The sequence below is a fragment of the Oleiphilus messinensis genome (assembly GCF_002162375.1).
In the GTDB taxonomy this organism is placed as follows: domain Bacteria; phylum Pseudomonadota; class Gammaproteobacteria; order Pseudomonadales; family Oleiphilaceae; genus Oleiphilus; species Oleiphilus messinensis.
This window is the reverse complement of record NZ_CP021425.1, coordinates 5,636,269-5,648,319: the sequence shown is the minus strand read 5'-3', so window position 1 is coordinate 5,648,319 and position 12,051 is coordinate 5,636,269. Positions and strand designations below refer to the sequence as shown.

11 protein-coding genes are annotated in these 12,051 nt (G+C 48.2%); 5 read left to right on the top strand and 6 right to left on the bottom strand.

Annotated elements, in window-relative coordinates:
- Window positions 1-52: 52 nt before the first annotated feature.
- Window positions 53-499 carry a helix-turn-helix domain-containing protein gene (locus OLMES_RS24445; protein ID WP_087463656.1) on the bottom strand — a complete coding sequence of 149 codons (447 nt, stop codon included), beginning with the start codon at window positions 497-499 and terminating at the stop codon, window positions 53-55.
- Between the two features lie 12 nt (window positions 500-511).
- On the opposite strand from OLMES_RS24445, the gene OLMES_RS24440 reads away from it, so the two are divergent.
- Window positions 512-952 (top strand): SDR family NAD(P)-dependent oxidoreductase, encoded by a 441-nt coding sequence (locus OLMES_RS24440; RefSeq protein ID WP_232465199.1) that lies wholly within the window; start codon window positions 512-514, stop codon window positions 950-952.
- A gap of 39 nt (window positions 953-991) precedes the next feature.
- On the opposite strand, the gene OLMES_RS24435 is transcribed toward OLMES_RS24440, so the two are convergent.
- From OLMES_RS24435 to OLMES_RS24425, 4 genes are all read right to left on the bottom strand, one after another.
- On the bottom strand, window positions 992-2,647 hold the full coding sequence (locus OLMES_RS24435; RefSeq protein ID WP_087463655.1) for an IS200/IS605 family accessory protein TnpB-related protein: 1,656 nt from the start codon (window positions 2,645-2,647) through the stop codon (window positions 992-994).
- Entirely contained in the window at window positions 2,647-2,796 is a 150-nt protein-coding gene (locus OLMES_RS28135; protein WP_157678555.1) for a MerR family transcriptional regulator, read from the bottom strand. The genes OLMES_RS24435 and OLMES_RS28135 overlap by 1 nt, the downstream gene beginning before the upstream one ends.
- A gap of 548 nt (window positions 2,797-3,344) precedes the next feature.
- On the bottom strand, window positions 3,345-4,709 hold the full coding sequence (locus OLMES_RS24430; protein WP_232465198.1) for a DUF445 domain-containing protein: 1,365 nt from the start codon (window positions 4,707-4,709) through the stop codon (window positions 3,345-3,347).
- 193 nt (window positions 4,710-4,902) lie between these two features.
- Window positions 4,903-5,415: a methylated-DNA--[protein]-cysteine S-methyltransferase gene (locus OLMES_RS24425; RefSeq protein WP_087463654.1), complete on the bottom strand. Its 513-nt coding sequence runs from the start codon at window positions 5,413-5,415 to the stop codon at window positions 4,903-4,905.
- Window positions 5,416-5,576: 161 nt separating this feature from the next.
- Between OLMES_RS24425 and OLMES_RS24420 the strand changes: the two genes are divergently transcribed.
- Entirely contained in the window at window positions 5,577-8,177 is a 2,601-nt protein-coding gene (locus OLMES_RS24420) for a hypothetical protein (RefSeq protein WP_087463653.1), read from the top strand.
- On the opposite strand, the gene OLMES_RS24415 is transcribed toward OLMES_RS24420, so the two are convergent.
- Window positions 8,174-9,967 (bottom strand): ABC transporter transmembrane domain-containing protein, encoded by a 1,794-nt coding sequence (locus tag OLMES_RS24415; protein WP_232465197.1) that lies wholly within the window; start codon window positions 9,965-9,967, stop codon window positions 8,174-8,176. The genes OLMES_RS24420 and OLMES_RS24415 overlap by 4 nt on opposite strands.
- Window positions 9,968-10,172: 205 nt before the next feature.
- Between OLMES_RS24415 and OLMES_RS24410 the strand changes: the two genes are divergently transcribed.
- The 3 genes from OLMES_RS24410 (at window position 10,173) to OLMES_RS24400 (ending at window position 12,022) form a co-directional block, all read left to right on the top strand.
- Complete coding sequence (locus tag OLMES_RS24410) at window positions 10,173-10,718, top strand: VOC family protein (RefSeq protein WP_087463651.1); 546 nt, start codon at window positions 10,173-10,175, stop codon at window positions 10,716-10,718.
- Between the two features lie 146 nt (window positions 10,719-10,864).
- A complete protein-coding gene (locus OLMES_RS24405; protein WP_232465384.1) occupies window positions 10,865-11,521 on the top strand; it encodes a substrate-binding periplasmic protein in 657 nt (218 codons plus the stop codon).
- A gap of 66 nt (window positions 11,522-11,587) precedes the next feature.
- A complete protein-coding gene (locus OLMES_RS24400) occupies window positions 11,588-12,022 on the top strand; it encodes a MarR family winged helix-turn-helix transcriptional regulator (RefSeq protein ID WP_087463649.1) in 435 nt (144 codons plus the stop codon).
- The last annotated feature ends 29 nt before the right edge of the window (window positions 12,023-12,051 follow it).

Sequence of the window (12,051 nt, the reverse complement as noted above, 5' to 3'; positions counted from 1 at the left end):
ATTGAGGTCGATGTGCTCGTGCGGTTCTCCGACTCGGCTTTCCTGCGCCATCTCATCTGGACAAAGCTTTGCTGGTCTTGAATAGATTTTCCCGATAGATGGAAGGCGGATCCCCAGTCCACTTCTTGAATGCGCGGGTGAAATTCGCCGGATCCTGATAACCGACTCTTTCTGCAATGTGCTGCAGGCTCAAGTCCGGATTGCACATCAATTTTTTGGATTCTTCCAGACGGATATCATCGACTAACTTTTGATAGGTGGTGCCTTCTTCTTTCAGGCGTCGTTTCAACGTCCTGCTCGAGACAAAAAAATTATCGGCGACGCTTTCTAACGAAGGCACTTTACTGATTTTGTCCCGTATTGTTTCTTTCAAGTTGTACAGGAAATCAAATTCATTGGTTATGCTGGCGAGCTCATTTTCGCATTGCGCGATGGCGATTTTTGATGCATGCGGGTCTGCCATACCCAAAGGTCGTTGCAGTGTTTCAAGGGGAATCATTCTGGTGCTTTTGTGGATGAATCCGATGACATATCGGAAACGCAAATCGATATAAACTTAACCGGCGTGATACTGGGCTGCAAACTTGCACTGCCGAGGATGATTCGCCGAGGGAGCGGGCATATTGTTAATGTTTCGTCCATGGCGGGCATGGTACCGATCCCCGGGCTGGCAGTCTATTGTGCGACCAAGTTTGCCGTGGTGGGGCTAACGAAAACACTGCGGGAAGAGTATCGGGATACGGGTATCAACTTCAGCACGATAATGCCCTGCAAGGTCACAACCGAACTGGCGTTAGGAAGCGATGAGGCAGCAAAAGGTGTACCCACCTCAACGCCTGAGGAAATTGCTGCTGCGGTTCTGAAGTCAATTGCTCATGAATTAACGGAAGTCACTATACCCAGCTATCTGGGGTACTCGCCTGCGATTCTAAACCTGACACCGTTTTCATAAACCTGCTTAAACCTACTCATGGTTTAAACGAGCCTATCCCTACAGCGCAGGGTGCGCGGAAAGCAGTGGAGTGCTTTCCTGAATCAAGTCGGGATTCATGCCCGGTCTACCACCAAGGCGAGCCTCGACGGAGTAACTAACCCGATTCACACAACGAAAGTGACGCCAGCCACTCAGAAAATCTAATGATTTTTCGAGTGGTTCGTACCAACGCTGAAGTTTGGTGTAATACTGAAAATCCCCGAGCGCCATCCTTACAGGCGGATGCTCGGTCTTAACGGTACCCTTCGCGTTAATACCAATGAGTTGTTTTGGCGGCTTTTCTTTAAAGCCATAATGCCGACGACCAATCACTAACGCGGCCGCATGGTGATCTGAAAAACCGTGTCGATCGCGATATTTCATCCGCCCCAATAATGAGGTATAAGCCGGATTGACGTGATAAAGGCGTATGCCGCGTTTTATGCTTTGCGTTTCAATCAAGTCCTTGATCTTGCCGTAAGCAAAGGCATTCAACATGCGGGCATACTGAGGATGATCCTGCTTTTGGTATTGCCGTTTCTTCTGCTGAAAATCCAGCTTTTCGATCACCACCGCTTTACCTTGCTGCGCGGCAAAGTCCATCAGGTCTCGTACGGCATCCCCAATAATGGCCGCCCGTTGAGCATCATTCTTATAGTGTAACGGTAAGTCAAACGTTCGGTGTTGCAGTGGGTTACCGTTTCTATCCAGCTCGACGACCGCTAAGTGATCCGGGTTGACATCCACACCAATGACTCCTTGACCAGCATCGATCCACTCTGCTTGCTCTGTTGGTCCTGCCACTTCCACGCTAACGAGTAACCGCCAACCTTTTTTGTCTCGCTTAAATCGAAAACTCAGGGATTGCCCTTTGATTGATTTATCGTGTTTTTTAACCTGATTCTGCCAAACGGCTTGGGCAATCGTCGCCTTACCATGCTTGAATTGCAGGCGATCAATGTGAATGGTCGTGCCAAACGTAGCGCGTAATTGATGGGGCACCAAGAGTTTTAGCTGGTAAGCATCTTCTTGCTCACTGGGCGATAGCTGGGCATTTTGACAGCCCCAGGATTCATCATGCGAACCCACCAAGAGAAATTCACGGTGTCGCGCTTCGTGCCAGCGACATTGCCAATCCCTGATCCCTTCATTGGTTCTTAGTGTTTGTCGCTCTTTCAGCAGCTTTCGACCGCCGAAACAAATGGGGGTTTTATTTTCCTGTTTTTCAGCCACCAAGGCGGCCTGCTTTTGCTGCCAACGACGCAGTTTCACTTCCTTCTGTCGTAGCCTGTTGCGAAGTTGTTTCGCCTGTTGCGGGCAGCCTTTCTCTGCAACATGATCACAGCGCTTCTCTAGTTTGTTGAGTGTTTTCTCCAGCTGTTTGATTTTAACGTCCAGCGTCACCAATCGGTTGTTTCGATTAGTTTGGTAAGACTGGATTAGCCCTTTAATGCTTTGCCGTACGCCTTGAAATACCCGATAGCTGAACGGCATCCCCATTTCATGCATAAACTGGGTACGATTCAATTGCTGGGCTTTAGGCTTTTGTAAGTTAGCAAACCAACGAAATTTCACTTGATTCCACAGCTCGGCATATTGACACAATGCCGCATCCTGCTCATGAATCAAATCAAGCCGGGTTTCAAAGGTGAGTGTTTTGGTTGGCGTATCCACTAGGCGATGGCTCGTTGATTTTTACGACGATGGCCACCAGGCGTACGGAAATCTGAGAAAAATCGTGATTCTTTTTCCCAGCGAAGAAGGGTGGAAACGGCCACACCCAGCAGAAAAGCGGCAGCGCCTATCGATAGAAATTCAGCCATGATCATCACCTCCATCCATGAGAAAACAATACTGTACAAGCTACTGTATATGAGTAGGTTTAGTCAAGTATTTCGTTAACTGTTAAAGCCCCTGGACAGGGCAACCTAGCAATAAATGATCAATTTGATCGTGTTGAGATCAATTCACGATCATACAAGAACGACTCAAAGCAAAAGGGCTTGTTGCTCTCCGAGGAGCATTGAATAATCTATTGGATTCCATTCAAAATGGCTTGTGACTGAGTATTTTTCAACTTAAACGTTCAAATAATGTTCAATCAAATTGATCATTTATTGCTAGGTTGCCCTGAGCCCCACAGGGTTACGCAAGGATTTCGTCGTCTGTTTGGTGATAGACGTGTACTTGAAAAGCTCAATGAAAAGGAACGCAATCGCTATAACCAGCGGATTAACGATTTGGTGCAATAGCGAATCGATTTCAATGGAAGAGGATAGTGGAGCAAGGTTGGTCTGGGCCTTTTGAGCAGCATAAATCGGGACTCGAGTGATATCTTCCGGTTTATGCTGCTAAATTGCACTACTCGGAACTACATGATTCCGCCAAACATTCCGAAGAGCTGTGCGAAGCCTGCTGCAAGTCCTAACAGTGCACCGAGAATGATGAGTTTCCATTCATCCTCTTGGAATGCGGGTCGAATGACATCCTGGAATTCTTCGGTTGAGAGTTCCTCCATGCGGCTGCGCAGGAGTTCGAAAATAATTTCCGACTGTCCTTCGCTGAAGGCTTTGTTGTGCATTAATTCGCTTTCAGCAGTATTCAGGGCGAGCTCGGCAGCCTGTGCTTTGAGATCGATATAGGATTGCGTCCCGATAAATGCTCTCGTGATGGGTGTGCCGATCCCCAGCGAGCCCCAGCTGGTTGTTTCATCGATGGCTTTTCGGACCTGGGTTTGAATCAGGCGTTTGGTGCGCTCTGACTTGGGGCCCGTTAACATCGAATAAAGAATGTTATTGATGGTGATGACTTCTTCGGTAGTAATGCGACAGAGTACGCGCGCCACCTCGGATTGCCGCTTCAGGAACAGTCCCTGAATGGTGTAAGGCCCGAAGTGTACTGGGTGCAGGGGTTTGAAGATAATTTTCAATGCAATGGCATTCGTTGCGTACCCGACGATCAAACCAAATAAAGGCAAAATCCACCAGTTTTGTGTGAAAATCCACAGCGCCATTTGTAACAGGCCGAATGCAGCGCCGAAGTACATACCGGAGGAAACAATAAATTTGAACTCGGCTTTCCCGGCCTCAAGAAATATCCGGTTCAGTAGCTCCTTGTTCTTGGTTAGTATCGACACAACCATATCTTCGAGGTCAAACATATCATCAATTTTGTCCCCAATGTCTTCCAGCATTTTGTCCGTAATAATCGGCATTTGCTTTCGAACGTTCTCATAAATTCGGCGCTTGAATGCATCCGGGACTTTTTCCCATAAGGCGGCATTGTCCTGATTCATCAAATCATCGACATATTCTTCAATGCGTGGATCCATCATCTTGACGATTTGTTCCGACAGCGCGCTGCGATCGATCTGGTTGTATACCTCTGACACGGTCGCCAGTGATTGCAGGCCTTTATCGACAATCACTTTTGCCATTTTTTCTGCTTTTGAGGGAATAACGCCCTGCCAGCCGAGAAAGAATGGTTTGTAACCTTTAAACTCTAAAGGCACAAACATTAATTTGACGGCAAGCCAGTTGGTACTCCAACCAACCAGACCCGCCACAATGGGGATACTTATGTATTTCCATAAATCAGGATGAGAGAGAATGACATCGATATTCACAATATAAGCCGCTACCTGGAACAAAATGGGAATCGATAAGGCTTGCCTCGGTCTACCACACAGCTCAAGCTGTTTATCACGTGTGCAATAGTTCGAACAAATTGTGCTCATTTGTACCCAGTACATTCAATTGTGCAGAGTACAAAATGTGGACAAGCGTTTTGAAATGCCGGGTAGGATATCCGACCCGTCGGTTTTTTCCAAGTGAATGAGCGCACACAATACACGCTGTAGGTTTGATTACGCTTTGTACGGATCGATTTCTACTGCGAAGTTGATGACACACTCAGAATTTCATTGGGTGTTAAAACAATAGACTATTCTCGAGTTTTAGCAGTTTTTCCTTGGCTTTAATGCCTCCCGCATAACCCACCAGACTGCCATCACTTCCGATGACGCGATGGCAGGGGACGATAATCGATAGTGCATTTGCGCCATTGGCACTGGCGACTGCCCGAACAGCTTTCGGTTGCTCAAGATCTTTGGCCAGTGCGCCATAAGTTGTGGTTTGGCCATATTCGACATTGAGCAAAGCCTGCCAAACGCGTTGTTGAAATTCGCTCCCAGCGAATAAGAGCGGGATGGTAAAGTGAGTTCGTTCTCCGGCAAAGTACTCACTCAATTCCTGCTCGGCCTGTTTGATGGTGCTGTCTGTTGTAGTTTGATATTGCGCTTTTAAAAGCGTCTGAATACGGTTATCAACCGCACTGCGCATTTTGCGATAGCGCCAATCGCACAAGCATAGTTTGCCCTCGAACGTGCCCAGCAAAAGTTCACCAATCGGGGTCTCTAGAGTTTGGACATGAATATCTGGCATTTAAGGTTTCTCGCGCAGGGTAGATGATATTGGCAAGCTTAAGATGAAATGGTGACCAGGCACAATCCGGAAGTTGCTCTTGTTGGTGTAAAATCAAACAACACCAGAAGGCCACGCAGATTGTTTTCAAAAGATCATCACAGAGTGTTGAAAGTTGAACTATGCAGACAAGGTTTAAAGTTTCGAGTCCTTTGCTTCGCCGATCCTCGGAAGCCATCCGGGTGTATCCTGTCGATGGCAATCCCGTGTCATTATCGGAGTATTATGGTGAGCCAATCCCTTACCGTGATGCGATAATGTGCGCCTTTCACCGATTGCAAAAAGTCGGCGAGTTTGATGGTCAAGCCCTGAGTGATGTGCTGTTGCTGCAGATTTTAACCTTGCCAGACCCGGCTGATCCTTGTGCAAGCGATACCGTCTCTTTGCAGCCTGGGCCCAAACCACCGAAGCGGTCCGCGGCCCGTCCCCGCGGATACAGGGGGACCAAATATCGTCCTCCCAAGTTAAAAGATCAGGTCGTGGGGAATTTGTATGCCGCGATGGACAATAGAAAATTGTGTCAACACCTGCTTGCTCTGAATTGGATGTTTCTGGCAAGTGCGGAGCGCGAAATAAACACCATTCTGGGGACGAATTTCTCCTGGCGAGAGGTTTGGTTAACCCCGCCCAGTGACGTCTTTCTGGCTGTATGGCACCCAATGATTTACAGCAAGTATGCCGGGGCCGGGGATGTCGGTGGTGTATTTTGTGAAAATTTCAAGAATGAACTTTTATGGTGGTGTGACACTGTTGATCCGGATCGAATGTTGTTGCTCGACCAATTATGTCGCGATAATACATTGGGCTGGTGCGAGCCTGTCGCTCATCTGTTAAAGAAAAATCGGTTCATCAGCGGTAATCGGGTTGTAGATTGGTGTTCTGCAATTGGCTATCTCCCGGTGGTCGAATACCATTTATTCATGCGGGTTTTGAACAGATTTGAGTCGATTCCACCGGTTGCTGAACCCAGGTTACTGGAGCGTTTGACTCGGCTTCAGGCTGATGTTTTGGAAGCCTCGATCCAAAATGTCCTTGATTTTCTGAGTTCCGGATGTGACCAGGACTATTTATGTCTTGGTCTGGATATTCATCTCGAATTTTCACCCTGGCGTACTTTTTATGGGGCATACAGTGAGGCCCCGATTTCAGACACCTGGGTGACGTTATTCAAGCTTGAATATGATCAATCTGATGCCGGTTTTATTCTGCCGGGCCTATGGAAGCTATGCGGATCGACTCTGAAATTGGATGCGTATCTGGATGCGCTCCTGCAATCCGATTGGCCTAACACCGTTGTCGAAGCGGCTTTGGTATTTTTGATCCAGTTTGCCGCCTATCGGGAAGCACCTTTTGCGAAGGCGTGGTATGTGAAGAGTGCGATCCACCTCGAAGAATTAGTCCAAATGCTCGGCACAATTGAGGTGGAATACATCCAGGGCACGATAGCTGACCTGAATGTATTGTTCTCGGATGACAAGAGTCTTGGTGAAATTCTGGTCTCCTGGAAGGAGACCTTATGTGTGGTTCAACGCTACAGAAAATCCCCTTTTTCGCCGAACCTTTTACTGGGGCGTGTTTTGTGGAATTTGGCGAGAGTCAAAAACTGTCCAGAAATAAGCGATACCACGCTGATCACCTTCAGCAAGCTCTGTAAACGACACGATGACACGAATTTATTCGCTTGGGGTATGGGGGCTCTGGCTGATACCTGGCCCGAGCTTGTAGCCGTTTCAATTAACAGATACACGAAAAGGCTATATTCCTGTGCTCACAATTTGGGCTGTTTGCAGTGGGAAACGCAACGTCAGGTTGTGAATGAGTGGATACGCATTAAAAGTCCGTGTTTTAAATCTGAATCTACCTCCCTGAAAGCGGTTGCGAATGAGCTGAAGCATCTATTGCCCGAAACGCACTCTGCGTTTCTGCCAAAAGCGGTGAAAGCCCACCTGACAGGGGACAGAATACTGAGTGATGCTCAATTGCAACGCCACTATGAACGTATCACGGATGATTGGATCATTGTTCTTCTCAGCTCGTTGACAGAGTTTATTCATGTTCATCTCGGGCGAGCCATGACAGGATGCCTCGCTAGCCATAAGGATTTTCTCTTCGCTCTCAAGCTCCTGCCTGAATCCGATGGCAATCGAACCGCATTCAGGCGTTTTCTAAAAGCCTATAGTCAAGGTAATAGTGATTACCTTTGGTTGCACCCTCTCAGCCAGAGATGGATAGCGAATTATCCTGATCTGGAGGTTGAGCGGTGGCGGATCGGAGTCGTCATTTCTGAGGCTATTCAACTGGATAATGAACGCAGTGTTGAGGTAACGCTCACGACGGAGCAAAATCCGTTGGAAGTACTCAAACTTGGTCAGTATGTTGGCTCATGTTTGAGTCTTGGGGGGATTTGTTCCTATTCTGCAAGTGCGGTCATGCTTGATGTCAACAAGCAAGTTGTTTTCGCGCGAGATGAGAAAGGTCGTGTCCTCGCACGGCAGCTGATCGCGTTGACTTCTGAATGTAAACTGGTTGCGTATGACGTTTACCCGAGTGTCTCGGAGCCACTCAAAAAGTTGTTTACAGAGTACCTTCTATCGTTGTCCCGGTCTTTAACGCTGGAGATAACCTTCGATGCCGATGCAAGCGTTGATTTAATACTGGCATCGGAGTGGTGGGATGACGGGGTGATAGATAAATCCTGTTTGCTCACCACTGAGTCTGTTTAATTTATTGGAACTTCCGTCTCAAACTGCAACTTCGCGAGTCGGGCATACAGTGGGGAGCTTTCCTGAAGTTGGGCGTGGGTTCCAATGGCTTCCAGCTTGCCATGGTTTAGCACGGCGATGCGATCTGCATTTTTTACGGTGGCCAGTCTATGGGCAATCACCAACGTGGTTTTGCCCGCCATAAGGCGTTCGAGAGCCTGTTGGACTAAATACTCACTGTGGGCATCCAGAGCACTGGTCGCTTCATCTAAAAGCAGGATAGGGGCGTCGCTGAGAATGGCGCGGGCAATGGCCAGGCGTTGTTTCTGGCCTCCCGATAAACCCAGTCCGGCATCGCCCAGACGGGTTTGGTAACCGTTGGGGAGTGCCGCAATAAAATCATGGGCATTGGCGGCTTTGGCGGCTTCGATCATGGCCTCGTCTGTTGCGGTAGGACTTCCGTAACGCAGATTATCTGCAATGGTGCCATAGAACAGCGTGGGAGTTTGTGAGACCAAAGCGAAGCAACTGCGCAGTATCTCTGGATCGAGACTTTGAATAGGGGTATTTTCCAGGCGAATCTGCCCGGATTGTGGATCAAAGAAACGCAGTAGAAGATCAAAAAGTGTGGACTTGCCAGCACCGGATGGACCGACCAGTGCGAGTGTTTCGCCGGGTTTCACTTGCAGAGATAATTGATCTATGGCGTTGACTTCTGGCCTACTCGGGTAGGCAAAGGTGATTTCATGCAGGTCAATATTGCCTTCAATTTTCGGGGGTAAGACTGTAGGAGAGGCGGGAGCTTGAATTTCACTGCGCGCGTTCAGTAGTTCTACGATCCGTTCTGCGGCACCGGCTGCGCGTTGCAACTCTCCAATTACCTCACTGATAGAGCCGACTGCTGCCCCGACTAATATACTGTAAAACACAAAGGCCGCCAGTTCGCCACCGGTAATGCTGCCCTCGATAACGTCCATTCCGCCGATCCACAGCATCATACCAACCGCACCCAATACCAGAATGATGACAATGCTGATGAGTAATGCGCGTTGCACGATTCTTTGTTTGGCCACCGCAAACGTTGCATCAACATGGTGATGAAATTGTTTAATGTCCTGCGCTTGATGATTGTAGGCCTGCACGGTTTTAATTTGAGTCAGCACTTCACCGACGTAAGAGCCAACGTCCGCAACCCGATCCTGAGTTTGTCGGGAGAGGCCCCTCACGCGGCGGCCAAAAATCAGTATAGGGGCGATCACGAAGGGGACGGAAACCATCACAATGCCAGTCAATTTGGCATTGGTAATGAACAGCCAGATCACGCCACCGATCATCATAATAATGTTTCTCAAGGCGACGGAAACAGATGAGCCGATTACAGCTTGTAGTAAGGTCGTATCAGCGGTGAGGCGGGATTGAATTTCGAGCCCGCGGTTACTGTCGTAGAAGCCCGGGTGCAGGTTGATCAAGTGATTGAATACTGTTTTTCGAATATCAGCGACAACCCGTTCACCAATCCAGGTAACCCAGTAGTATCGGGTAAAAGTCCCGACGGCCAATGCGACCACGAGCACCATAAATATAGAAACGTAATACCCAAGCAGGTCGGGTGATGCGGTAGCAAAGCCCTGGTCGATCATCAAGCGGACACCCTGGCCAATCGACAGCGTTATACCCGCTGTAAATAGCAATGCGAGCAAGGCGTAGGCGACCGGGAGTCGATAGGGCGCGAGAAAGCCTGCTGAAGAGACAATGGCAGTCCATTGGGATGAGTTTGATTGGCTGTTCTGAACTGGAGAGCTTGTATTCACGCCGGAGCTCCTTCGCATGGCTCGAATTGAGGTGACCGATGGTCAGTAAATGGGGGCTTGGCATATCGATTTCAATAAACCATACCCAAAAATTGTAAAAACAAGTCGATGATTATTGTGGTAATACTTCGGGCTACGGCAGAATAGGGAAGTACTTGATGGATAACAGGCTCGATTAAAACTGGACGAAAAGGAGTGCGACACAATGAGTCAGCGTTTTGGGGAGATTAGGCAAATTGCCTTTGTGGTGAGAGATATCAATCAGGCAATGCAGTATTGGGGGGAAACGTTAGGTATCGGTCCTTTTTTTATCAAGCGCAACATCACTTTTGAGCCGTTTATCTATCGTGGCAGGGTATCACCTTCTCCCAGTGTATCGATTGCCCTGGCTAATTCAGGCAATTTGCAAATTGAATTAATTGAGCAACATGACGATGTTCCCAGTATCTTTCAGGAGTTTTCAAGCAGTGAGGGGCAAGGCTTACAGCACGTTTCTGCCTGGGTGACCCGCGAGGAGCTGCGAGAAAAGCGAACGGAACTATTGGCGCAAGGTTTGCTCATTGCTCAAGAGTGCACCATCCCCGCATCCGGAGTGAACCTTATTTATTTTTCCACAGAAAATAAGCAGGGTGGGTTGATCTATGAAATTTCCGATCTGGCAGAACCTGAGCACAAGGCGCGAATAGCAAGTATTCAGAATGCGGCGGAGGTGTGGAATGGCGAAGGGGTTTGGCGGGAAGTTGTGCAATAGTCTGCTATTTTTAAGGTATTGACGTTCAATGGGCCAAAAGTATGAAACGCTTCTCTCCGTTTGTTAGGCTCTGCATTTCATGCAGTTGTTTTTGGCTCATTTCCTGTATTGCTGTTGCCACGGCCAGTCGCGCTGAATTCAAAGTGATGACCGAAAACCTCGAACCTTTTAGCTTCTATGCCGAAGACGGGTCACTTCGGGGTGTTTGTGTCGATTTGATGCGCGCGCTTTTGAAGCGCGTTGATCATGTTGACAATATCGAAGTGCTCCCTTGGGATCGGGCCTACTGGGAAACACAAACGTTACCGGATCGAATATTGATCGGCGTCGGGCGGAGTGAAGCCCGTGAGCACTTGTTCCACTGGGTTGGTCCGCTGCTGGACAATGCAACTTATTTTTACAAGCAAAAAGGCTCCAATGTTGATCTCCGCTCATTTGATGATGCCCGCAGGGTTGAAAGTATCGCAGTGCGTCAGAACTATTTTGCCCACTCACTGCTGGATCGAGAGGGTTTTAAGAACCTTTTTTTAACCCGTGATGAAGCGATGATTTATCTGATGCTGGTTGCCGGAAGAGCCGATTTGATTGCGGCGGGCGAATGGGGATTGAAGCCTACATGCAGCAAGCTTGAAATTGATTGTACAAGGATCGAAAACACAGGCGTGAAAGTCTACGACTCAAAACTGTACCTTGCATTTTCCAAGTCTACAGCTGTGCGCGAATTGGAACGCTGGCAAATGGCTCTGGAAGCCCTCAGGGGTGATCCTGTCTACCACGACATTGTGCAGCGCTATGGCCATTAAATTTCTAGCAGATAGTTTCGGCGTTGTTTGTTGACATAAATGCATATGCATGTATAATTCAAAGCCATGACTGATGAAAAAACATTCAAAATCGAACCCTGCCTTAACCTGGAGTTGCGTAAAGCAAACCGGGTGATGAGTCAGATTTACGACCATTATCTGGCCAGTTGTGGCATAAAGACCAGTCAATATTCCATATTGCGGGCCATCTATTTGCTGCGTGAAACCACCAACTCGCAATTGCAGGATATTCTGATTTTGGATCAAACTACCTTGTCCCGGGGGGTTAAACCATTGATTCGGGACGGGTTCATCGAAGTCAGGCCCGGGGTTGACCGAAGGCAGAAGTTACTGGCTTTGACCGAGTCGGGTCGAGCGTTATTCAAAGCGGCAGAAGTGTGCTGGAATGATGCACAGAAATTCGTATCAAAGCGTTTGGGGCATGATATTAAAAATGAATTGCTGAAGCTGACACACGCGGTCGTGGAGTTGAAGCGCTGATTTATTGAGTTTATTACATGCGTATGCAT

Excerpts from the sequence above, each read along its gene's own strand:
- OLMES_RS24445 (WP_087463656.1), bottom strand. The coding sequence starts at position 499 with ATGATTCCCCTTGAAACACTGCAACGACCTTTGGGTATGGCAGACCCG.
- OLMES_RS28135 (WP_157678555.1), bottom strand. The coding sequence starts at position 2,796 with ATGGCTGAATTTCTATCGATAGGCGCTGCCGCTTTTCTGCTGGGTGTG.
- OLMES_RS24430 (WP_232465198.1), bottom strand. The coding sequence starts at position 4,709 with ATGAGCACAATTTGTTCGAACTATTGCACACGTGATAAACAGCTTGAG.
- OLMES_RS24425 (WP_087463654.1), bottom strand. The coding sequence starts at position 5,415 with ATGCCAGATATTCATGTCCAAACTCTAGAGACCCCGATTGGTGAACTT.
- OLMES_RS24420 (WP_087463653.1), top strand. The coding sequence starts at position 5,577 with ATGCAGACAAGGTTTAAAGTTTCGAGTCCTTTGCTTCGCCGATCCTCG.
- OLMES_RS24410 (WP_087463651.1), top strand. The coding sequence starts at position 10,173 with ATGAGTCAGCGTTTTGGGGAGATTAGGCAAATTGCCTTTGTGGTGAGA.
- OLMES_RS24405 (WP_232465384.1), top strand. The coding sequence starts at position 10,865 with ATGACCGAAAACCTCGAACCTTTTAGCTTCTATGCCGAAGACGGGTCA.
- OLMES_RS24400 (WP_087463649.1), top strand. The coding sequence starts at position 11,588 with ATGACTGATGAAAAAACATTCAAAATCGAACCCTGCCTTAACCTGGAG.